Below are 22,943 nucleotides of genomic sequence, written 5' to 3'. Positions count from 1 at the left end.
GAATGAGTCTCTCATGAGTTTTGATACCGCGAAATACCCTACATTGTCGTTAGTGGAAACCCCGGAAGAATTACGTCTGCTACCGAAAGAAACCCTGCCGAAGCTGTGTGACGAACTTCGCCAATATCTGCTGGACAGCGTCAGCCGCTCAAGCGGGCACTTCGCCTCCGGGCTCGGCACCGTCGAGCTGACGGTCGCGCTGCACTATGTCTACAACACCCCGTTCGATCATCTGGTGTGGGACGTCGGGCATCAGGCCTATCCGCACAAGATCCTTACCGGCCGCCGCGACCGCATTGCCACCATCCGCCAGAAGGGCGGCCTGCACCCTTTCCCGTGGCGGGATGAAAGCGAATATGACGTACTGAGCGTCGGCCACTCCTCCACCTCCATCAGCGCCGGGCTGGGCATGGCGGTGGCCGCCGAACGCGAAGGGAAAGGCCGCCGCACCGTATGCGTAATCGGCGACGGCGCCATCACCGCGGGCATGGCGTTTGAAGCCATGAACCACGCCGGCGATATCAAATCCGACCTGCTGGTGGTGCTGAACGACAATGAGATGTCGATATCGGAAAACGTCGGCGCGCTGAATAACCATCTCGCCCAGCTGCTGTCGGGCAAGCTTTACGCCAGCCTGCGCGAAGGGGGCAAAAAGGTGTTGTCCGGCCTGCCGCCGATCAAGGAGCTGGTCAGACGCACCGAAGAACACCTGAAAGGAATGGTGGTTCCCGGCACCATGTTCGAAGAGCTGGGTTTTAACTATATCGGCCCGGTCGACGGCCATGACGTGCAGGCCCTGGCGCAGACGCTGAAAAACATGCGCAGCCTGAAAGGCCCGCAGCTGCTGCATATCATGACTAAAAAAGGGAAAGGCTATGCGCCGGCGGAGCTGGACCCGATAAGCTGGCACGCGGTGCCCAAATTCGACCCCGCCAGCGGCACGCTGCCGAAAAGCAAAGACGGCGCGCTGCCCACCTACTCCAAGATTTTCGGCCAGTGGCTACAGGAAACCGCCGCTAAAGACAGCAAGCTGATGGCCATCACCCCCGCCATGCGCGAAGGGTCCGGCATGGTGCAGTTTTCGCGCGAATACCCGCAGCAATATTTTGACGTGGCGATCGCCGAACAGCATGCGGTGACCTTCGCCGCCGGCCTGGCCGTCGGCGGTTACCGCCCCGTCGTCGCCATCTACTCAACCTTTTTGCAGCGCGCCTACGATCAGGTGATCCACGACGTCGCCATTCAGAATTTGCCGGTGCTGTTCGCCATCGATCGCGGCGGCATCGTCGGCGCCGACGGGCAGACGCATCAGGGCGCGTTCGACCTGTCGTTTTTACGCTGCATTCCCAATATGGTGATTATGACGCCAAGCGACGAAAATGAATGCCGCCAGATGCTGCACACCGGCTACCTCTATCAAAAAGGACCGGCGGCGGTGCGCTATCCGCGCGGCAACGGCAGCGGCGCCGAATTAGCGCCGCTGGCCGAACTGCCGATCGGCAAAGGGGTGGTGCGGCGTCAGGGCGACGATATCGCCATCCTCAACTTCGGCACGCTGCTGCCGGAAGCGCAAAAGGCGGCGGATAAGCTTAATGCCACGCTGGTGGATATGCGTTTCGTCAAACCGCTGGATGAGGCGCTGATTCTGGAGCTGGCGAGCAGCCACAACGCGCTGGTGACGCTGGAAGAGAACGCGGTGATGGGCGGCGCCGGCAGCGGCGTGAACGAACTGCTGATGGCAAAACGAATCGCGATTTCGGTACTCAATCTCGGCCTGCCGGATAAATTTATTCCCCAGGGCGGTCAGGAAGAGATACGCAGCGATATCGGCCTGGACGCGGCGGGCATTGAACGCAGCATTGCGCGGTGGCTGGCGTAAATTGGGTTATCGCCGGGGCGCAAGGCCCCGGTATTTTATGCCGTTCAGATCAGAATAGCGGCCAATGGTGCCCAATCAGGTAAATAATCCCCGCGGAAATCACCCCCGCCACGATATCGTCGATCATAATCCCCATGCCGCCGTGCACATTGCGATCGAACCAGCGGATCGGCCAGGGTTTCCAGATATCCAGGCAGCGAAATACCACAAATCCGGCGGCGACCCATGGCCACTCGTTCACCGGTAATGCCATCAGGGTAATCCACATCCCGACGAATTCGTCCCAGACGATGCTGCCGTGGTCGTGAACCCCCATATCTTTCGCCGTCTGATGGCACAGATAGACGCCGATGCAGATGCTGAACATCACCAGCAGCGAATAGAGCTCCAGGGGAAGAAACGACATCGCATACCACAGCGGGATCGCCGCCAGCGACCCCGCCGTGCCGGGCATCCAGGGCGACAGGCCACTGCCGAACCCCGTCGCCAGCAGGTGCCACGGGTTGCGTAACCGCAGTCGGCTTTTCGCCGTTTGCGCCCCCTGAGTCTTACCCGCCAAAATGGTCATATCCCTTCCAGTTCAGTTCAACCTCTTTGTCGCCGCGGAAGAAACGCAACCCTTCTGACGCGGGTCCGACCTGCCCGATACAGGTATAGTCGGCGCCCAGATGCCCTAAGGCGATATCCAAAGCGCCGCGGTTGATTTCAGGTACGGTAAAGCACAGCTCATAATCTTCCCCGCCCGACAGCGCCCAGCGCAGCGCCTGTTCTTCGTCCACGCGATCGCGCAGCCAGTGAGAATAAGGAATGGCGTCCAGATTGAGGCGCGCGCCGCATTCGCTGGCTTTGAGTACGTGTTGCAGATCGGAAATCAGGCCGTCGGAAAGATCAATCGCCGAACTGGCCAAATCACGCAGCGCCTTCCCCTGCAAGATCCGCGGCTGCGGACGCAGATGCCGCTGCATCAACGCCCGGCGGGCGTCGTCATCGTCAATGCGCAGCCTATTCTGCAAGATCGCCAGCCCGGCGGCGCTGTCTCCCAGCGTGCCGGTGACATAAATCCAGTCGCCGATTTTGGCGCCGCCGCGGGTCAAGGCGCGCCCGGCGGGAACCAGACCGTAAATGGTCAGCGTCAGGCTGAGGGGGCCGCGGGTGGTATCGCCGCCGATTAACTGCATGCCGTAATAATCCAGCAGCGCGAACAGGCTATCGCTATAGGCAGACAGCCAGTCGGCGTTATTTTCAGGCAGGGTAATCGCCAGGGACAGCCAGGCGGGATCGGCGCCCATGGCCGCCAAATCGCTCAGATTGACCGCCAGTGATTTATAACCCAGATCGGCGGGATGGATATCGGGCAGAAAATGCACGCCAGACACCAGCGTATCGGTGCTCACCGCCAGTAATTGTTTCTCCGCGACCGCCAGTAGCGCGCAATCGTCGCCGATACCCAACGCGACATCCCGGCGTGAATTTCCGACCCGATTGAAATAGCGGGCAATAAGGTCAAACTCACCTTTAACCATAACCTTTCCAGCCAGCGATTAATTCAAAAGATCAGGGCCGGATATCCGGCCCTGACTGATTTATTTCTTACCCTTGCGCACCGAAGGCGCGGCTTTGTCGAGTACGCCATTGACAAACTTATGGCTATCTTCAGCGCCAAAGACCTTGGCCAGTTCGATAGCCTCGTTAATGGCTACCTTGTAGGGAACATCGTCGCGTTTGCTCAGCTCAAATATCGCCAAGCGCAGAATGGCTCTTTCAACCTGCCCCAGTTCATCAAGCTGACGGGACAGGAAAGGCGCCATCAGCCGATCCAGCGTCTCTGCCTGAGTGGCGACACCAGCCAGCAGTTCGCGAAAATAGGTGATGTCGACATCTTTGACATCCTGCTCGCTCAGGAATTGGTGTTCAATATCGGCAATATCATTGTTAGACAACTGCCAGGAATATAGCGCTTGAACCGCACATTCACGGGCGCGGCGACGAGCAGCAGGTTTCACGAAATTCCCCTTACTTAATGGCTTTTAATACGTTAATCATTTCCAGCGCGGTCAGGGCGGCTTCAGCGCCTTTATTACCCGCTTTGGTGCCGGCGCGTTCAATCGCCTGCTCGATGCTTTCCGTGGTCAGTACCCCGAAAGCGACGGGCACTTCACTATCCACGGCGATACGAGACAAACCGGAACTGCATTCGCCGGCAACAAACTCAAAATGGGCGGTTCCGCCGCGGATGACCGTTCCCAGCGCGACCACCGCGTCATAACCGCCGTTTTGCGTGCTCTTGGTCAGCGCACGAACGGCTAACGGCAGCTCATAGGCGCCGGGAACCCAAACAACGGTAATATTCTCGTCTTTAACCTGACCGATGCGCTTTAATGCGTCAATCGCGCCTTCCAACAAGCTGTCGTTAATAAAATGGTTAAAACGAGCAATCGCAATCGCCACGCGGGCATCAGGAGTAGCAACAACACCTTCAATAACGTTCATAGCTTTCCTTTATCTGGTCTTTATACCCCGCAGGGGGGCGGATTCTATCATATTCTTCCGGTTGCGTATGCGGTTTTGTCGGACGCGCATCAGGCGCCCGATGACCCGTTTCGCGGCTTGAGCCGCAGCCGCAAATCCGGTCCTACCTGGCGAACATCGCTTATTTCGAACTCGGGAGCCTGGGACAGCCGGCTCAGCCCCGGCAGAACGCACAGCCCGCGGGCATTATCCCCCAAAAGCTTCGGCGCGAGATACACAATCAGCTCATCGACCACGCCGGCCTTTAACAGCGCCCCCGCCAGAGTGGCGCCGGCCTCCACCCAGACGGCGTTAATCTGCCGCTTGCCCAGCACCATCATCAGCGCAACCAGATCGATACCGCCATCGTGCTGCGGCAGACTCAGCTGTTCGACCGTTTCCGGCCACGTCCGTTCATCGCTGCGCGTACGCGCCAGCCAGGTTTGCCCCGGCTGCGCAATGATGCGGTGCTGCGGCGTAACGCGCTGCCGGCCGTCAACGATAACGCGCACCGGCTGGCGGAGATCCTCCGCGGCGTAACTCCGCTGCGTGTCGGCATCCAGCTCCCGCCAGCGAACCGTTAACGAGGGATCGTCCGCCAATACCGTGGCGCCGCTGCTCAGAATGGCCGCGCTTTGCGCTCGAAAGCGCTGCACGTCCCGCCGGGCCTGCGGAGAGGTGATCCACTGGCTTTCCCCGGACGCCATCGCCGTGCGCCCGTCCAGCGAGGCCGCCATTTTTAGCTGCACATAAGGAAAACCGGTGCGCATGCGTTTCAGAAAGCCGCGATTGAGCTTCTCCGCTTCCGCCGCCATCAGCCCATGGCTGACCGCAATGCCCGCCTGTTGCAGGCGATGCAGTCCGCGCCCCGCCACCTGCGGATTGGGGTCCTGCATGGCGACGACGACGCGCGACACGCCCGCCGCCGCCAAAGCGTCGGCGCAGGGAGGGGTGCGGCCATGATGGCTGCACGGCTCCAGCGTGACATACGCGGTGGCGCCGCGCGCCCGCTCGCCGGCCATACGCAACGCGTAAACTTCGGCATGGGGTTCGCCGGCCCGAAAATGGTATCCCTCGCCGACGACCTCGCCATCCCGGACGATCACACAGCCGACATTGGGATTGGGCGCGGTGGTAAAGCGTCCGCGGCGCGCCAGCTCAAGCGCGCGCGCCATATAGGTTTCATCTTGCGGAAGTGTTAATTCGCCCTGTGGACCAACCATTCCCTGCCCCTCTTAATCCGCGGCGATTGCGCCGCCACATCATGCTTAATCCTGAAGACGGGCAATCTCTTCGCCGAACTCGCGGATATCCTCAAAGCTGCGATACACCGACGCAAAGCGGATATAGGCCACCTTATCCAGCTTCTTCAGCGCATCCATCACCAGACCGCCCACCATTTTCGCCATCACCTCGCGCTCGCCGGTGGCGCGCAGCTGGGATTTGATATGATTGATCGCCATCTCCACGTCGTCAGCGCTGACCGGCCTTTTCTCCAGCGCCTTAAGCATGCCGCTGCGCAATTTATCTTCATTAAAGGGTTCGCGCACATCGTTGCTTTTCACTATTCGGGGCATCACCAGCTCCGCCACTTCAAAGGTGGTAAAGCGTTCATTGCAGACCAGGCACTGCCGCCGACGGCGCACCTGTGAACCTTCGCCAACCAGGCGGGAATCGATGACTTTAGTATCAACGGCGGAACAAAATGGGCAATGCATGATACGTCCTGAGCGGTAATCCTTAACATAGCGACAGTTTACCCTGAATCGACAGCGTAACCCAAACTCCCACGCATTGTTGCGAACCGATCCGCATCCCGCGCGGCGCGGCATGAAAAAATTCCGGCCGCCTATGACAGGCGCATAATCGCGGCTACACTGTCAACAAGGGAGATTGCAGCAACAGTAAGCAAAACATCAAAGGGGAAACAGCAATGATAACCCGCCACCCTATGCTGGCTATTTTACCGGCTTTGGTTTTTCTGGCCGGCTGCGCGCAACAGCGCCAGGTGCCGCAGTTGCAACATCAACTGGGTCAGTTAAATCAGCAGCTACAAACCCTGACCAATCAGGCGACGGCGCTGGAACAGCAAAACGCGCTGAATGCGCAATCCACTTCCGGCGTTTATTTACTGCCCTCCGCGCAAAGCCGCGCGATCTTGCAGAGCGATATCGGCCAGCTTGGCGTCTCGCTCAGCGATATCGAGAGCGAGGCCAACGGCAGCCGCGCGCTGCTGCATATCCGCGCCCTCGATGCGGCCCGCTTGTCCGCATTCAGCGCCCGGCTCGATTGGGGACAAATCGATCCCGTTACCGGCAAGCCGCTGCCCCATGATATTCAGACGCAGGCATTCGTCTTTTCGCCTTCGCTGCTGCCGAAAGACGAGACGGTGATTGAACTGCGCCTTAGCGGACTCTCTCCCGAGCAGCTAGGATTCGTTCGTTTGCATCATGTTGTCGGCCAGGAGCGGACGCCGCCGCCCGTTGCCGCCATCGAGGCTCCCTGATCCGCTTGTCCCGCGTCATAAAAAATCGCCGGGAGCGATTTTCAACGTCGCCTGCGACGGCCCGTAGGGGGCCGGGCAGGAAGCCCGGCATAAAAAAACGCAGGGAGCGTTTTTCAACGTCGCCTGCGACGGCCTGCCATAAAAAAACCCCAACGAGTGGGGTTTTCAGACCATTGACAAAGTAGCCATTGGTAATAGCAAATCCAAATCCTTCATTCCTGCAGATCCCCGCCTGCGCGGGGATGACTAATACGGGAGTGGATTCTTTTTATTACGGCATAACGCGGGCTTAAGGCAGAATCGAAGGCTGATCGGCGCCCTCTTTCTCCACCTTCTGCACCAGCAGATGCTCGCGTTTCATCCCCAGCTTCAGCGCCAGCGCGGAAGCCACGTAGATGGATGACACGGTACCGATCGATACGCCGATCAGCATCGCCAGCGAGAACCCTGCCAGCATCGCGCCGCCGAAGATATACAGCATCAGCACCACCACCAGGGTGGTCGCCGACGTCATAATGGTGCGGCTCAGGGTTTGCGTCAGCGAGACGTTCATGATCTCATAAGGCGTGCCGCGGCGAATTTTACGGAAATTCTCGCGGATACGGTCGGAGACCACGATGCTGTCGTTCAGCGAGTAGCCGATGACCGACATTAGCGACGCCACAATAGTCAGGTCGATCTCTATCCTGAAAAGAGACAACACCCCCATGGTGATCACCACGTCATGCGCCAGCGCCAGCACCGCCCCCAGCGCCAGCCGCCATTCAAAGCGGAAGCCGACGTAAATCAGGATACAGATCAGCGCGCTCAGCAGGGCCATGCCGCCCGCCTGGGCCAAATCGCTCCCCACGCTGGGACCGACGAACTCGATGCGTTTTACCGTTGCCTGTTGCTCGGTGCCCTGATTGATAACGCTCAATACGCGGTTGCCGAGCTCCTGGCCGGAAGTGCCGACGTTCGGCGACATACGCACCATCACGTCGCGGCTGCTGCCGAAGTTCTGGATCAGCGGATCGTGAAACCCGGCTTTCTCCAGCGAATCGCGGATCAGATCCAGATCGGCGGGTTTTTCAAGATTGATCTCAATCACCGTCCCCCCGGTGAAGTCCAATCCCCAGTTAAAGCCCCGTACGCCCATCACGATCAGCGAGAGGATCAGCAGCGTTCCTGAGATCAAAAACGCGACGTTATCCCAACGCATAAAGTCGTGGACCCGGCGTCCGTAGTTCAGTTGTTCAACGGTATAATCCTGTGCCACAACGCACTCCTCAGATAGACAGCTTGTTAATGCGTTTGCCGCCGTAAAGCAGGTTGACGATGGCACGAGTACCGACAATCGCCGTAAACATTGAGGTGGCTACCCCAATCGCCGTGGTGATGGCAAAGCCTTTAATCGAACCGGTACCGACTGCGTACAGAATAACGGCGGTAATCAGGGTGGTCAGGTTGGCGTCCACGATACTGGAGAATGCGCCTTTATACCCTTCGTGAATCGCCTGCTGGACGCTGCGTCCGTTTCTCAGCTCTTCTTTGATACGCTCGTTTATCAGTACGTTGGCATCCACCGCCACCGCCAGCGTCAGCACGATGCCGGCAATGCCCGGCATGGTCAGCGTCGCCCCCGGCAGCAGCGACATCACGCCGACGATCATCACCAGGTTGGCGATCAGCGCGGTGGTGGCGATCACCCCGAATTTACGGTAATAGACCACCATAAAGACGATGGAGGCGACCAGGCCCCACAGGCAGGCTTCCAGACCCTGGGTGATATTCTGCATCCCCAGCGTCGGGCCGATGGTGCGCTCTTCCACAATCTGGATCGGCGCAATCAGCGCGCCGGCGCGCAGCAGCAGGGAGAGCTGGCGCGCTTCGTTCGGGTTGTCGATGCCGGTAATGCGGAAGCTGTTGCCCAGACGCGACTGAATCGTCGCCACGTTGATCACTTCTTCCTGCTTCTCCAGGATCGCCCGGCCGTTGGCGTCTTTCTTGCCGCTGTCCTTGTATTCAACGAACAGCGTCGCCATCAGTTTGCCGATGCTGTCCTTGGTGAAGTTGGACATGGTGTTGCCGCCGGCGCTGTCCAGTGAAATATTCACCTGCGGACGGTTGTATTCATCGGTGCTCGACGTGGAGTCGGTGATGTGGTCGCCGGTCAGAATAACGCGCTTAAACAGCACGACCGGCGCGCCGTCGCGCATGTTCTTCACTTCGGAATCGCCCGGCACGCGGCCGTTGGCCGCCGCGGTGGCGTCGGCGTCGCTGTTCACCAGACGGAACTCCAGCGTGGCCGTGGCGCCCAGAATTTCCTTGGCGCGCGCGGTATCCTGAATCCCCGGCAGTTCGACGACGATACGGTCGGCGCCCTGACGCTGCACCAGCGGTTCGGCGACGCCCAGCTGGTTGACGCGGTTACGCAGGATATTGATGTTTTGCTGCACCGCATATTCGCGCGCCTCGCGCAGGCGCTCGTTGCTCATCACCGCGCGCAGCAGATTGCCGCCGCTGGCGCTGATGACCAGATCGCGGTGGCGGGTGGTCAGATAGCTCACGCCGTCATCCCGGGTCTGCGCATCGCGGAAACGCACTTCGACGCCGTAATTTTCGGTTTTACGCACCGCGGCGTAAGGGATGTTTTTCTCGCGCAGATCGCTGCGCAGCGAATCCAGGGTCTGTTCTTGCAGCTTGCCCAATGCGGTATCCATATCCACTTCCATCAGGAAGTGAACGCCGCCGCGCAGGTCGAGCCCCAGCTTCATCGGCTCCGCGCCCAGGACGCGCAGCCAGGTCGGGGTGGCCGGAGCCAGGTTGAGCGCCACAACAAATTTGTCGCCCAGTTCAGTGAGGAGAGCTTCACGAGCGCGGATCTGAACGTCCGGGTTGGAGAAGCGAGCCAGAATCGCACCGTTTTCCAATGCAATCGACTTACTGGTGATATTTTGCTCTTTTAATACATTCTGGACTTGGATCAGCGTCGTTTCGCTGGCGGCGGTTCCCCGCGCGCCAGTAACTTGTACCGCCGGATCCTCACCATACAGGTTAGGAAGCGCATAGAGCAGACCGATGAGCAAAGCCACGATCAGCGTCAGGTACTTCCACAAAGGATAACGGTTTAACACGGCAGTTCCCTTCGGGAAAATCAAAAATTACAGGGCTTTAATCGTGCCCTTCGGCAGTACGGAAGCCACGAAATCACGTTTGATAACCACTTCGTTGGTGTCATTCAACGCAATGGCGATGTAGCCGGTTTCAGACACTTTCGTCACCCGCCCGACCAGACCGCCGGTGGTCAGAACTTCATCACCCTTGGTGATGGAATCCATTAATTTTTTATGTTCCTTGGCGCGTTTCTGCTGCGGACGCAGGATCATAAAGTAGAAAATCAGACCGAAAACGGCCAGCATGATAACCAGAGAGTACGGGCTTCCCTGAGCCGGAGCGCCAGTCGCTGCTACAGCATCGGAGATAAAAAGACTCATTTAAATTTCCTCTTTTTTGTCAAAAAGATAAGCTATCGAAAGATAGGCTATCAACGTTACAACAGTGAATAATAAAAAGCACAATTTCAAAGCTGGCGGTCAGTTACTGTCAGCAACGTTTTTATCAGCAAGCGGCGGTATCGGTTTGCCTATCCGTTGGTAAAAATCCACCACAAAGTGCTCTAATTTACCCTCTTCGATGGCCTGACGTAAACCCGCCATCAAACGTTGATAATAACGCAAATTATGGATGGTATTGAGCCGCGCCCCGAGTATTTCGTTGCAACGGTCAAGATGATGCAAGTAGGCGCGGCTATAATTGCGACACGTGTAGCAATCACAATGCGCGTCAAGCGGGCTCACATCGTCCTTATGCTGCGCGTTGCGGATTTTCACCACGCCGTCGGTGACGAACAGATGACCGTTGCGCGCGTTGCGCGTCGGCATCACGCAGTCAAACATATCAATGCCGCGCCGCACGCCTTCCACCAAATCCTCCGGCTTGCCGACGCCCATCAGGTAGCGCGGCTTATCCGCCGGGATCTGCGGACAGACGTGCTCCAGAATACGGTGCATGTCCGCTTTCGGCTCGCCAACCGCCAAACCGCCCACAGCGTACCCATCAAAGCCAATGTCTACCAGCCCTTTTACCGATACGTCACGTAAATCTTCGTAAACGCCGCCCTGAATAATGCCGAACAGGGCATTGTTATTATTCAGTTCGTCAAAGCGCTGACGGCTACGCTTCGCCCAGCGCAGGGACATCTCCATCGAGCGCTTGGCATAGTCCCAGTCGGCGGGGTAAGGGGTGCATTCGTCAAAGATCATCACCACGTCCGAGCCCAGATCGTACTGGATTTCCATCGATTTTTCCGGGCTGAGGAAAATGGCGTCGCCGTTGATGGGGTTACGGAAATGCACGCCCTCTTCGGTGATCTTGCGGATATCCCCCAGGCTGAACACCTGGAAACCGCCGGAGTCGGTGAGGATCGGCCCGTGCCACTGCATAAAATCGTGCAGGTCGCCGTGCAATTTCATAATTTCCTGGCCGGGACGCAGCCACAGATGAAAGGTATTGCCCAGCAGGATCTGCGCGCCGGTCTCTTTTACTTCTTCCGGCGTCATCCCTTTCACCGTGCCGTAGGTGCCCACCGGCATAAACGCCGGGGTTTCCACCACGCCGCGTTCAAAAATCAATCTGCCGCGCCGGGCCCGGCCGTCGGTTGTTTGCAGTTCGTACTTCACTTAACCTCCAGCATCGGAAAAACAGTCCGATGTTGATGTTGATAATATCAAATGAACGCCTGACAGAGCCTGGTCTGCGGCGCGTATGGACGATCGGGCCGGGAAATTATCCGACTTTCTCCTGTTCGGCCGCGGGGTTGCGCGTAATAAACATCGCATCGCCATAGCTGAAAAAACGGTATTGCTCGGCCACCGCCTGCCGATAGGCGGACAGGGTGTGCCGATACCCGGCAAACGCCGACACCAGCATAATCAGCGTGGATTCAGGCAGGTGAAAGTTGGTCACCAGCGCATCGATAATCCGGTAGCGATAGCCGGGATAGATAAAGATCCGCGTGTCGCCGAAAAACGGCGCAATCGGCGCGTCCCTGCTGGCCTGCGCGGCGCTTTCCAGCGAACGCACCGAGGTGGTGCCGACCGCCACCACCCGGTTCCCGCGCGCCTTACAGGCCAGCACCGCGTCAACCACCGCCTGCGGCACCTCGGCATATTCGGCGTGCATCACGTGGTCTTCTATCGACTCCACCCGCACCGGCTGAAAGGTTCCGGCCCCGACGTGCAGGGTGACGAACGCCATTTCCACGCCCTTTTCGCGCAGCGCCGCCAGCATGGGTTCATCAAAGTGCAAACCGGCCGTCGGCGCGGCCACCGCGCCCGGACGCTGGCTGTAGACCGTCTGATAGAGCTCGCGGTCGGCCTCTTCGTCCGGCCGGTCGATATAAGGCGGCAGCGGAATATGGCCGATGGCGTTCAGAATCGACAATACGTCGCGGGAGTCGTCGAAATGCAGTTCAAACAATGCGTCATGGCGGGCCGCCATCGTCGCCCGAACGCTCTCGTCGTCGCCCAGCAGCAGCTCGGTTCCGGGCTTGGGCGCTTTCGATGCGCGCACGTGGGCCAGCACCCGGCGTTCATCCAGCACCCGCTCCACCAGCACCTCCAGCTTGCCGCCGCTGGCCTTGCGCCCGAACAGCCGCGCGGGGATCACCCGCGTATCGTTGAACACCAGCAGATCGCCCGCATCCAGCTTATTCAGCAAATCGGTAAACACCTCGTGCGTCACCTTTCCCGTCGGCCCGTCCAGCGACAGCAGCCGGCAACCGCTGCGCTGCGCCTGCGGATAGTGGGCAATCAATGACTCGGGAAGTTCAAACGAAAAATCGGCAACGCGCATGGCAATTCACTTAGCTGTTTAATACGTTAAAAAAGGGCGGCCTAGTCTAGAGCCGCAAGCGGCAGGCTGCAAGAAATAAGCGCGCGGCGGGCGCAATGCATTATACTGTCGCCATGAATTTTCTTGCTCACCTCCACCTGGCCGCGCTGGCCGACAGTTCGCTGTTAGGCAATCTGATGGCGGATTTTGTGCGCGGCAACCCCCAGGACAGCTACCCCGCCGATATCGTTGCGGGCATCCGTCTGCATCGCCGCGTCGATTCACTGACCGACAGCCTGCCGGAGGTAAAACAGGCGCGCCGGCATTTCAGCGCCGACTACCGCCGCGTCGCGCCGATTACGCTGGATGTGTTGTGGGATCACTTTCTCGCCCGCCACTGGCACCAGTTGGAGCCGCGGATATCGCTGCCCTCCTTTGTCAGTCAGGCGCAGGGGCAAATTACGCCGCATCTGGCGCAAACGCCCGATCGCTTTCAGAATCTGAATCGCTATTTGTGGCCGGAACGCTGGCTGGAACGCTATGCGGAACTGCCGTTTATTGCCGATGTGCTGCACAGAATGTCGATTCGGCGGCCTAAACTGGCGGCGCTTTCCGGCTCGTTCGGCGATATCGAGCAAAACTATGCGCAATTTGAAACGCTTTTCTGGCAGTTCTATCCGCGGATGATGGCGCTGGCGCAAGCGCAACGGCTATAAACCGGCGGGTTTAGCGTCATCTTTCCGCCGCCGTTTGTCCTTACGCTGACCATGGTTAATGTCAGGTTATGATATATATGCCCTATTGGTTCAATAGGTAAAAGCTATCTCATCGATTGGTCTCTTTGCCTGTATTCGCCGCGCTAAAATCCCTATACTTACTGCTGTTTTGTACATCACTCCACCATTAACGACAAATTACAGGAGTAATTATGGTACTGGTTACGCGTCAAGCCCCTGACTTCACCGCCGCGGCCGTTCTCGGCAGCGGTGAAATCGTTGAAAACTTCAACCTGAAAAAACATATCGCCGGTAAAGCGGCGGTGATCTTCTTCTGGCCGATGGATTTTACCTTTGTCTGCCCGTCGGAACTGATCGCCTTCGATCACCGTTATGCCGAATTCCAGCAGCGCGGCGTTGAAGTGGTCGGCGTCTCCTTCGACTCCGAGTTCGTGCATAACGCCTGGCGTCAAACCCCGGTCGCCAAAGGCGGCATCGGCGAAGTGAAATACGCCATGGTCGCCGACGTTAAACGCGAGATCCAGAAAGCCTACGGCATCGAACATCCGGACGCCGGCGTGGCGCTGCGCGGATCTTTCCTGATCGACAAAGAGGGCATCGTGCGTCATCAGGTGGTGAACGATCTGCCGCTGGGCCGCAATATTGACGAGATGCTACGCATGGTCGACGCGCTGCAATTCCACGAAGACCACGGCGAAGTGTGCCCGGCCCAGTGGGAAAAAGGCAAATCCGGCATGGGCGCGTCGCCGGACGGCGTAGCGAAATACCTGTCGGAAAACGCCGACAAGCTGTAATCGCGCCGTACTTCCCCCTAAGCCAGCGGCCCAAGGCCGCTGGCTTTTTTATATCCCCCGCTTACCGCTCTTTTCCTGCTATTGTCATCCCCAGCCAGGGCGCTAAAAACAAAAATTGACGGACCGCGCCCAAAATCTTTAGCCTTAGGGTACGCACCATCAACACGGCCGGCCGGTTTGCCGGCATAAAAAAGAGGAAACGCATGCAACAAAATCTTGCGCTGTGGCTGGAAAACGCGGGAATGCAACAGGCTGGCATAATTGCGCTACTGATTGTTCTGGGGCTGATATTGCTGATTTCAGCCGTCATCCATCTGATTCTCCATCAGGTGGTGCTAAAAAGAATGGTATTACGTTCGTTAAACAAAGCGCACAACGCCGGCGCCCCCGGCTGGAAGCAGGCGTTAACGCAGCATAATCTGTTTAATCGTCTGGCCTTTCTGCTGCAGGGCATTATTCTCAATATTCAGGTGGTACTGTGGCTGCCGTCCCAAAGTGAAACCCGTGAAGCGCTGGTGATCTGTTCTCAGGTCTGGATCATGATTTTCGCTTTGCTGGTGCTGTTTTCGCTGCTTGATATTCTGCTGACCGTTTCATCGCGTTCGAAAGTCGCCACCCAGCTGCCGCTGCGGGGAATATTTCAAAGCCTGAAGCTGATCGCCACCATCGTGATCGGCATTATGGTGGTGTCGCTGCTGATAGGAAAATCGCCGTTGATTCTGATCAGCGGTCTGGGGGCGATGACCGCCGTCCTGATGCTGATTTTCAAAGATCCGATTATGGGGTTGGTGGCCGGCATCCAGCTCTCGGCCAATAATATGCTGTTGCTGGGGGACTGGCTGGAAATGCCGAAATACGGCGCCGACGGCGCGGTAATCGATATCGGATTGACCACGGTTAAAGTCAAAAACTGGGACAATACCATCACCACCATCCCTACCTACGCCCTGATTTCGGACTCTTTCAAAAACTGGCGCGCCATGTCGGAATCGGGAGGCCGGCGCATCAAGCGCAGCGTCAATATCGACACCACCAGCGTGCATTTCATGACCGAAGACGAACAGCAGCGGCTGCTGCGCAGCAGGCTGCTCTCGCCGTATATCGCGCACAAAACCAATGAATTGCAACAGTATAACGCGCAGGACGGCGTCGATCTCTCCTCCCCGCTCAACGGACGCCGGCTGACCAACCTGGGGACGTTCCGCGCCTATCTTCAGGCTTATCTGAGCGCGCATTCGGGGATTCATAAAGGCATGACGCTGATGGTGCGCCAGCTGGCGCCGACGCCGGAAGGCTTACCGCTGGAAATTTACGCCTTTACCAATACCACCGCCTGGGTGGAGTACGAAAGCATACAGGCGGACATTTTCGACCATATCTTCGCCGTTATGCCGGAGTTCGAGTTGCGCGTGCATCAGACGCCGACCGGCCATGATATGCAGGCGCTGGCGCGGCAGGCGGTCGCCGCCCGTTAACTCACCGCCCGCGGAAAGTAAAACGGGGATGAAACCTTTATCCCCGTATGCCCGTCCTACCGTTGCTGATGGCGCTTCTTGATCAGGTAGCCCGCCAGCAGCAGTACAATCCAGATAACGCCGACATAAAGCGAAACCCTCGTGGCCGGAAAGTAGCCGATCAAGCCGATAATAAACAGCAGGAAAATAATGGCGAACAGCGAGGTCGCCGTACCGCCGCGCAGCGGGAAAGCCAGCGACTTCACTTCCTCGCGGCTCAGGCGGCGGCGGAAAGCGATTTGCGAGCACAGGATCATGATCCAGACCCAAACGGTGGCGAACGTCGCCAGCGAGGCGATAACCAGAAAGACTTTGCCCGGCATGATGTAGTTCAGATACACCGCCACCAGCAGCGCCGTGATCATCACCACCACCGTTACCCAGGGTATGCCGCGCCGGGAAAGGCGGGTAAAGATTTGCGGCGCGTGGCCCTGTTCGGCCATGCCGTGCAACATGCGGCCGACGCCGAACACATCGCTGTTAATCGCCGACAGCGAGGCGGTGATCACCACAAAATTCAGGATGCCGGCGGCGGCGGTAATCCCCAGATGCTGGAACGTCAGCACAAAGGGGCTGCCGTGGGTGCCGACCTGGTTCCAGGGGTAAATCGACATGATCACAAACAGCGTGCCCACATAGAACACCAGAATGCGCCAGGGAACGGAATTGATGGCCCGGGGAATGGATTTTTGCGGATCCTTGGCCTCGCCGGCGGTAATACCGATAATTTCCACCCCGCCGTAAGCAAACATCACCATCTGCAACGAGAGAATCATTCCCATCACGCCGTTACTGAAGAACCCGCCGTTGGTCCATAGGTTATGAATGCCGGTGGGTTCGCCGCCGTTGCCGATGCCCCAGACGATAATGCCGATCCCCGCCAGAATCATAATAATGATGGTGGCGACCTTGAAGAAAGAGAGCCAGAACTCCAGCTCGCCGAAGACTTTCACATTCATCAGGTTAATGGCGCCGATGATCAGCACCACGCTCAGCACCCAGATCCAGTGGGGAACCGCCGGGAACCACACGCCCATATAAATGCCGAATGCGGTGACATCGGCAATGGCGACAATCAGCATCTCGAAGCAGTAGGTCCAGCCGGTGATATAGCCCGCCAGCGGCCCGAGGTAATCCTGCGCATAGCGGGAAAAAGAGCTGGACTGCGGGTTATGCACCGACATTTCGCCCAGCGCCCGCATAATGATATAAGCCACGACCCCGCCGATCAGGTAAGCCAGCAGGACGCTGGGCCCGGCCATCTGAATGGCGTTGGCCGAACCATAAAAAAGACCGGTTCCGATCGCCGAACCCAGGGCGATAAAACGGATATGCCGCGTGCTCAGCCCACGCTTAAGCCTGGCGGATTGTTGTTCCATAGATAAGCAACCTGTTGAAAAAGAAAAACCACAGGCTATTGCCTGTGGCGCATACATCCCAAATTGACCGCGTTATTGATGTACTCTGGCTTCCTGATGAGCACCCAGCCGGTCGTAAATCGCCGCCGCCAGCAACACCACCAACGATGGCGGCAGCCAGGCCAACCCCTGCTCGCTCAGCGGCAGGCGCAGGCTCCACGCCGGCAACAGCGCGTTTAAGGCCGACGATTTTATACCATCAATCAGGCCGAACAACAGGCTGACCAGCATAACGGGCGCCACAATACGCGAGCTGTTATTCCACCAGGAGCGCGTAAAGCTCAGCAACACCAGAATGATGCAGGGGGGATAGATTGCCGTCAGCACCGGGACGGAGAGCTGAATCAGGTGGCTTAAACCCAGGTTGGACACCACCATGGAGAAACCGCCCAGCACAAAGACCAGCGTACGGTATGAGAACGGCAGATACTGCGCGAAGAACTCCGCGCAGGCGCAGGTCAGACCGACCGCCGTTACCATGCAGGCGATAAATATCAGCAGCGCCAGAAAACTGCTGCCCAGGCCGCCAAACGTGTGCTGAACGTAGGCATGCAGAATTTCAGCGCCGTTGGAGGCCTCCGGCACCAAAGCGCCGCTGGAGGCGCCCAACTGGAACAGGCTCAGGTAGACCAGCGTCAGGCCGATGCCGGCAATCAGCACCGCCCATATGGTGTAGCGCGTCAGCAGCCTGGCGCTATCGACGCCGCGCGAACGGGCGGCATTAACGATAACAATACCGAACACCATCGCGCCCAGCGTATCCATGGTGAGGTAGCCGTTCACAAAACCGTTGGAGAACGGCACATGCTGGTAGGTTTCCGTCGCCGGGATGGGCGAACCGGCCGGCCACAGCACCGCGGCGATGCCCAGTACCGTCAGCGCGGCGATTTTCAGCGGCGCCAGCACATGCCCTACCGTATCCAGCAGTTTTCCGGGGTATAACGAAACCGCGATGACGATCGCAAAGTAGATCAGGCTATAAATCAGCAGCGGAGAAGCCGCGTTTCCCACCAGCGGCGCCAGCCCGACCTCAAACGAGACCGTGGCCGTACGCGGCGTGGCGAACAGCGGGCCAACCGCCAGATAGCAGACGGTCGCCAATACCACCCCCGCCTTTTTGCCGATAGGGGAGCTTAATGCGTCGATACCGCCGCCGACGCGCGCCAGCGCCACGACGGTCAGCACCGGCAGCCCCACCGCGGTAAGCAGAAAGCCGGCCGCGGCCATCCAGACGTGTTCGCCCGCCAGTAAACCCACCATCGGCGGGAAAATGATATTCCCCGCGCCGACAAACAGGGCAAAGGTCATAAAACCTAATGCCATGATATCTTTGGACGTTAAACGATGACTCATAGTTATGTCGCGTTGCCTGTATAAATCGATAAGAAAGAAGAAAAAACTGTGCTGCTACCACCGTCCTTCAGCCAAGACAAAGGCGGCGTGCAGATTTATAGGAGTTTGTTTTTGGCGCACAGCCATATTGGGAGGCAATTAGAACGTTTATAGCGCTAAAAGACAAGCCGATATCGAAAAACTAGAGTTTTCAACTAAATTAAACGATAAGAACAACAGATAATATCAACTATCGCAAATTACCTTATACATGATTTGCGCATATACAGGCTATACATTGCAATAATCTGCGCAAAAAACATAAAAAATGCATGATGAAGCCATATAATAAACTTATGGTATAAAAAAACGCCGGGAGTCTGAGGAATCCCCACAAATCAGGGAAAGGAATGTCTGTAAGCTTGGTGAGGGTTTCGTGCGCGCTAACCTCAGTCGATTTCTGCAACCGTCGCTGCACGCGCCCGACACGAGGCGGCTCAGTCGCCGCCGCCCCGTGGCCCCGGGCTTTTCGCGAAATCGCGTCGCTACGCGATGCCTTCGGCGTTCGTGACCGCTGATCGGGCCGCCATTGACGCGGAATACTCGCCCCATCCATGGGGCTCGCCCTGCGGGCCAGCACAAGTGCTGTTCAAAAACGCTCCAGGCGTTTTTGTCCGGCGCGGCACTGGCTTTCGCCGCGTCCCTGCGGCTCACCCGGCGGTCACGCCCACCTCAGCGCGATTTTTTACGCGAAGGAAAACCTTTAAAAGACCACATCCTGCTATCTAAGACGATCTATCAAATAATACTTAATTATTTTCTGGGGATTCCTCTCGCCGGGAGCGGTTTTCAACGTCGCTCCCGGCGCAGACGATTTTCAGTATAAAAGCGAGACGATCACCAAACCCGAGCGGCGATATCGACCACCAGCCTCAGCTTATTCCACTGCTGCTCTTCCGTCAGGCTGTTGCCCTCCTCGGTGGAGGCGAAGCCGCACTGCGGGCTAAGGCAAAGCTGGTTGATATCGACGAATTTCGCCGCTTCCGCAATACGCGCCTGAACGCTTTGCGCATTTTCCAGTTCGCCGTTTTTGGTGGTAATCAGTCCGAGCACCACCTGTTGATGACCCGGTTTGATAAAGCGCAACGGCTCAAAACCCCCGGCGCGTTCCGTGTCGTACTCCAGGAAGAAAGCGTCCACATTCACTTCGCCAAACAGCGTTTTCGCCACGGGTTCGTATCCGCCTTCCGAAATCCAGGTAGAGCGGAAGTTGCCGCGACACACGTGCAGCCCAATCACCAGATCGGCCGGCTTATCCGCCAGCGCCTTGTTCAGCACCGCGGCGTAGGTGCGCGTCAGTTGCTCGGGATCTTCGCCGCGCTCGCGGATCTGGCGCTTTTGGTCGTCCGAGCACAAATAGGCCCACACGGTATCGTCCAGCTGCAGATAACGACAGCCGGCATTGTAAAAAGCGTGGATCGCGTCGCGCCAGGTTTGCGCCAGATCGTCGAAATAGTCCGCCAGATCCGGGTAAACCGTGCTGTCTATCGCTTTACGGCCGCCGCGGAAATGCAGCACGCTGGGGCTGGGAATGGTTATTTTCGCCACCGCATCCCCTGCAATGCCGTTCAGATAGCGGAAATCTTCCAGCATCGGGTGCCGCGAATTAAAGCTCACTTTCCCCGTCACTTTAATGCCCTGCGACTTGGTCTGAATACCGTTGAACTGGATCCCCTGCTCAGCCTCATAGCGTTCAACGCCGTTCAGCTCGGCGAAGAAGTCAAAATGCCACCAGCTGCGGCGCAGCTCGCCGTCCGTCACCACCTGCAGGCCCGTTTCGCGCTGCCGCTCGACAATCCGCAGGATTTCCCGATCTTCTAGTTGCCGCAGCTGTAACGCATCAATCTCACCGGACTGATACTGCAGGCGGGCCTGCTTGATCGCCGCCGGACGCAGCAAACTGCCGACGACGTCGGCACGGAATGGGGGAAGTGTTTTAGCCATGGTCGCTCCTGGTTGCCGGTCCGCGCCCTGATGGGCGACGGCAGCGAAATAGTGGAATAATGGACAGCCTGCGTGATAGTCACCGACGGCAACCATTCAGACATCTGGACGTCTAAATTCCTCGTATGCTGCCATGCGCCCCGTTCGCGGGCAATTGAAGAATTTTCACCATGATTGAATAAATTTCAAGTTTATGCCCCCCCGACTCAAGGTTGAGCAATGGCGTCCGCCGCCGTCAGGCTGAGGGTTTCACGGTATTTTCAGCCGCGGAGGCTGGCGCAATCAACCGATTCGGCAGCGTAAACACAAAGCGGGAACCGGCCCCCTCCTCACTGAGGATCTCCAGCCGGGAATCATGGTGGCTGAGCGCGTGTTTGACGATCGCCAGCCCTAACCCGCTGCCGCCGGTCTGCCGCGAACGCGCCTTGTCGACGCGATAAAAGCGCTCCGTCAGGCGCGGCAGATGTTCAGCGGCGATCCCCGCCCCGTTGTCGCTCACCTGAAACTGCGCGCCCTGCGGCGTTTTCTGCCAGCAAACCTCAATGCGCGTGCCCGGCGGCGTATGGTTAACGGCGTTATAAACCAGATTGGAAACCGCGCTGCGCAACTGTTCTTCGTTGCCGAAAATCTGCAGCTGCTCATTCACCCGAAAAACCAACTCGTGGCGATCCTGGCTCAGCGCCTGGGCTTCACGCCGCAAGACGCGCAGCATCAGCGGCATATCCACCTTCTGGTTCAGATCGATCGCCGCCGCCGCTTCGATACGCGATAACGTCAGCAGCTGTTTTACCAGTCCGTCCATACGCCGCGTCTGTTCCTGCATGGTATTCAGGGCCTTGTTGCGCAGGGCGCTATCCAGCGTTTCATCCTGCATCATCTCCAGATAGCCCTGCAATACCGTCAGCGGGGTGCGCAGCTCATGGCTCACATTGGCGAAAAAGTTGCGTCTGGCGCCTTCCAACTGGTGCATCTGCGTAATATCGCGCGCCACCATCAGCAGTTGCCCTTCCGAATAGGGCATTATGCGGAATTCGACGTGGTGGGCGTTATTCAGCTGCAGCGTTAGCGGACGGCTGAAATCCCGCCTTTTCATATAGTCGGCGAATTCGGGATAACGCAGCAGGTTAAGGATATTCTGCCCGTTATCTTCCGGCCAGCGGAAGCTGAGCAGGTGTTGCGCCAGATGATTGCACCAGAAAATGGCGCCCTCTTCGGTAGTAATTACCAGCGCATCCGGCAAGGATTCGGCGCCGCTGCGAAAACGTTTAATCAACAACGCCAGCTCGCGCCGCCGCCGCCGGTTGCGCAGTTGCATCTGATAAAGGCCGTAGAACAGCGGTTCCCAGCTCCAGCGGCCGGGCGGCGGGGTCATGCTGCGATCGACCCACAGCCAGTAGGAGAGTTTAAGCTGGTTATAAAAATTCCAGCACAGCGCCGCCAGAACGGCGGCTAACAGAAACCAGGGCAGATAGCCGAAGATCAATCCCAGTAACAGCGCGGGCAGACAAAAAAAAGCCAGCTCCAGCGCCAGCCTTTTCCATGAGAGAGGTTCTAGCACGTTAATGTTTCTCCGCTACGACAACCTTCAATAACGCGTTGAAAAACGATACCCCGTTCCCCGAACGGTCTGCACCATTTTGTCATGCCCGCTGGTTTCCAGCGCCTTGCGCAAGCGGCGGATATGCACATCAACGGTACGATCTTCAACATAAACGTTAGTGCCCCACACATGATTCAGCAACTGCTCGCGGCTGTAAACCCGCTCAGGATGCGTCATAAAGAAGTGCAGCAGTTTAAATTCCGTGGGCCCCATATCCAGCGCGAGTTCTTCCGTCGTCACCCGGTGGGAGGAGGGATCGAGGCTCAATCCGCGCATTTCAATCACCTCTTCAACCGCCATCGGCGAAATGCGGCGCATCACCGCCTTGATTCGCGCCACCAGCTCCTTGGGGGAAAACGGCTTGGTAATGTAATCATCCGCGCCGACTTCCAGCCCGCGCACGCGGTCCTCTTCTTCGCCGCGCGCGGTCAGCATCATGACCGGTATATCGCGCGTCAGCGCCTCGCGTTTCATATGCTTGATAAACTGCAGACCTGAACCGCCCGGCAGCATCCAGTCCAGCAGCACCAGTTCTGGAAAAGGCTCCGACAGTTGCGTTACCGCGCTGTCATAATCTTCGGCTTCGACTGGCTGATAACCATTCTGCTCCAGTACGAAGCATACCATTTCCCGAATCGGTGCTTCATCTTCCACGACCAATATGCGTCTAGCCATCATTAACCCTGCCATTAATCATCGTCGCTGTTGCATGCGGGAGGCATTATGCGTCAGTTTTGTGACAGATTTATTAAAAGCATTTTTTCAACCTCGCACAAT

21 protein-coding genes are annotated in these 22,943 nt (G+C 57.8%); 5 read left to right on the top strand and 16 right to left on the bottom strand.

From position 1 onward, the window contains the following. Positions 1–13: 13 nt before the first annotated feature. The gene (dxs, locus tag DDT56_RS03960) at positions 14–1,879 is read left to right on the top strand and encodes a 1-deoxy-D-xylulose-5-phosphate synthase (RefSeq protein ID WP_136165213.1); all 1,866 of its coding nucleotides are present in this window, start codon (positions 14–16) and stop codon (positions 1,877–1,879) included. Positions 1,880–1,928: 49 nt separating this feature from the next. On the opposite strand, the gene pgpA is transcribed toward dxs, so the two are convergent. From pgpA to nrdR, 6 genes are all read right to left on the bottom strand, one after another. After that, entirely contained in the window at positions 1,929–2,447 is a 519-nt protein-coding gene (pgpA, locus tag DDT56_RS03955) for a phosphatidylglycerophosphatase A (protein ID WP_136165212.1), read from the bottom strand. After that, complete coding sequence (gene thiL / locus DDT56_RS03950; RefSeq protein WP_136165211.1) at positions 2,428–3,402, bottom strand: thiamine-phosphate kinase; 975 nt, start codon at positions 3,400–3,402, stop codon at positions 2,428–2,430. Before thiL ends, pgpA begins: the two co-directional genes overlap by 20 nt. Before the next feature lie 60 nt (positions 3,403–3,462). Then, on the bottom strand, positions 3,463–3,882 hold the full coding sequence (gene nusB, locus DDT56_RS03945; RefSeq protein ID WP_009114050.1) for a transcription antitermination factor NusB: 420 nt from the start codon (positions 3,880–3,882) through the stop codon (positions 3,463–3,465). A gap of 10 nt (positions 3,883–3,892) precedes the next feature. Further along, entirely contained in the window at positions 3,893–4,369 is a 477-nt protein-coding gene (gene ribH / locus DDT56_RS03940; RefSeq protein ID WP_136165210.1) for a 6,7-dimethyl-8-ribityllumazine synthase, read from the bottom strand. 89 nt (positions 4,370–4,458) lie between these two features. After that, positions 4,459–5,610: a bifunctional diaminohydroxyphosphoribosylaminopyrimidine deaminase/5-amino-6-(5-phosphoribosylamino)uracil reductase RibD gene (gene ribD, locus DDT56_RS03935; protein ID WP_136165209.1), complete on the bottom strand. Its 1,152-nt coding sequence runs from the start codon at positions 5,608–5,610 to the stop codon at positions 4,459–4,461. 45 nt (positions 5,611–5,655) lie between these two features. After that, the gene (gene nrdR / locus DDT56_RS03930; protein ID WP_136165208.1) at positions 5,656–6,105 is read right to left on the bottom strand and encodes a transcriptional regulator NrdR; all 450 of its coding nucleotides are present in this window, start codon (positions 6,103–6,105) and stop codon (positions 5,656–5,658) included. Positions 6,106–6,320: 215 nt separating this feature from the next. Here nrdR and DDT56_RS03925 point away from each other — a divergent pair, with 215 nt between their 5' ends. Beyond that, a complete protein-coding gene (locus tag DDT56_RS03925; RefSeq protein ID WP_136165207.1) occupies positions 6,321–6,893 on the top strand; it encodes a SadB/YajI family lipoprotein in 573 nt (190 codons plus the stop codon). 289 nt (positions 6,894–7,182) lie between these two features. On the opposite strand, the gene secF is transcribed toward DDT56_RS03925, so the two are convergent. The 5 genes from secF to queA all read right to left on the bottom strand — a co-directional run bounded on the left by secF (position 7,183) and on the right by queA (position 12,788). Continuing rightward, the gene (gene secF, locus DDT56_RS03920; protein WP_136165206.1) at positions 7,183–8,151 is read right to left on the bottom strand and encodes a protein translocase subunit SecF; all 969 of its coding nucleotides are present in this window, start codon (positions 8,149–8,151) and stop codon (positions 7,183–7,185) included. Positions 8,152–8,161: 10 nt separating this feature from the next. Continuing rightward, positions 8,162–10,009, bottom strand: a complete 1,848-nt coding sequence (gene secD / locus DDT56_RS03915) for a protein translocase subunit SecD (protein WP_136165205.1) — start codon at positions 10,007–10,009, stop codon at positions 8,162–8,164. Between the two features lie 27 nt (positions 10,010–10,036). Then, positions 10,037–10,369, bottom strand: a complete 333-nt coding sequence (gene yajC / locus DDT56_RS03910) for a preprotein translocase subunit YajC (RefSeq protein ID WP_009114057.1) — start codon at positions 10,367–10,369, stop codon at positions 10,037–10,039. 99 nt (positions 10,370–10,468) lie between these two features. Then, entirely contained in the window at positions 10,469–11,614 is a 1,146-nt protein-coding gene (gene tgt, locus DDT56_RS03905) for a tRNA guanosine(34) transglycosylase Tgt (protein WP_136165204.1), read from the bottom strand. A 106-nt stretch (positions 11,615–11,720) separates the two neighbouring features. Continuing rightward, positions 11,721–12,788 carry a tRNA preQ1(34) S-adenosylmethionine ribosyltransferase-isomerase QueA gene (gene queA, locus DDT56_RS03900; RefSeq protein WP_136165203.1) on the bottom strand — a complete coding sequence of 356 codons (1,068 nt, stop codon included), beginning with the start codon at positions 12,786–12,788 and terminating at the stop codon, positions 11,721–11,723. Positions 12,789–12,901: 113 nt separating this feature from the next. Between queA and DDT56_RS03895 the strand changes: the two genes are divergently transcribed. The 3 genes from DDT56_RS03895 (at position 12,902) to DDT56_RS03885 (ending at position 15,773) form a co-directional block, all read left to right on the top strand. Then, positions 12,902–13,483 (top strand): acyl carrier protein phosphodiesterase, encoded by a 582-nt coding sequence (locus DDT56_RS03895; protein WP_136165407.1) that lies wholly within the window; start codon positions 12,902–12,904, stop codon positions 13,481–13,483. A gap of 212 nt (positions 13,484–13,695) precedes the next feature. Continuing rightward, positions 13,696–14,298: a peroxiredoxin C gene (locus DDT56_RS03890; RefSeq protein WP_136165202.1), complete on the top strand. Its 603-nt coding sequence runs from the start codon at positions 13,696–13,698 to the stop codon at positions 14,296–14,298. Positions 14,299–14,501: 203 nt separating this feature from the next. After that, the gene (locus DDT56_RS03885) at positions 14,502–15,773 is read left to right on the top strand and encodes a mechanosensitive ion channel family protein (RefSeq protein WP_136165201.1); all 1,272 of its coding nucleotides are present in this window, start codon (positions 14,502–14,504) and stop codon (positions 15,771–15,773) included. Positions 15,774–15,829: 56 nt separating this feature from the next. On the opposite strand, the gene proY is transcribed toward DDT56_RS03885, so the two are convergent. The 5 genes from proY to phoB form a co-directional block, all read right to left on the bottom strand. Next, positions 15,830–17,191: a proline-specific permease ProY gene (proY, locus tag DDT56_RS03880; RefSeq protein ID WP_136165200.1), complete on the bottom strand. Its 1,362-nt coding sequence runs from the start codon at positions 17,189–17,191 to the stop codon at positions 15,830–15,832. A 72-nt stretch (positions 17,192–17,263) separates the two neighbouring features. Next, positions 17,264–18,583, bottom strand: a complete 1,320-nt coding sequence (brnQ, locus tag DDT56_RS03875) for a branched-chain amino acid transport system II carrier protein (protein ID WP_136165199.1) — start codon at positions 18,581–18,583, stop codon at positions 17,264–17,266. Between the two features lie 876 nt (positions 18,584–19,459). Then, the gene (locus tag DDT56_RS03870; protein ID WP_136165198.1) at positions 19,460–20,566 is read right to left on the bottom strand and encodes a cobalamin-independent methionine synthase II family protein; all 1,107 of its coding nucleotides are present in this window, start codon (positions 20,564–20,566) and stop codon (positions 19,460–19,462) included. A 235-nt stretch (positions 20,567–20,801) separates the two neighbouring features. After that, positions 20,802–22,124: a phosphate regulon sensor histidine kinase PhoR gene (gene phoR, locus DDT56_RS03865; protein WP_136165197.1), complete on the bottom strand. Its 1,323-nt coding sequence runs from the start codon at positions 22,122–22,124 to the stop codon at positions 20,802–20,804. Positions 22,125–22,151: 27 nt separating this feature from the next. Beyond that, complete coding sequence (gene phoB, locus DDT56_RS03860; RefSeq protein ID WP_009114067.1) at positions 22,152–22,841, bottom strand: phosphate response regulator transcription factor PhoB; 690 nt, start codon at positions 22,839–22,841, stop codon at positions 22,152–22,154. Between the last annotated feature and the right edge of the window lie 102 nt (positions 22,842–22,943).

Origin of the sequence: Brenneria corticis, from assembly GCF_003115855.1 — a bacterium.
GTDB classification, from domain to species: Bacteria; Pseudomonadota; Gammaproteobacteria; order Enterobacterales; family Enterobacteriaceae; genus Brenneria; species Brenneria corticis.
The sequence above is the reverse complement of the archived record's forward strand: the minus strand, read 5'-3'. Positions and strand labels throughout refer to the sequence as shown.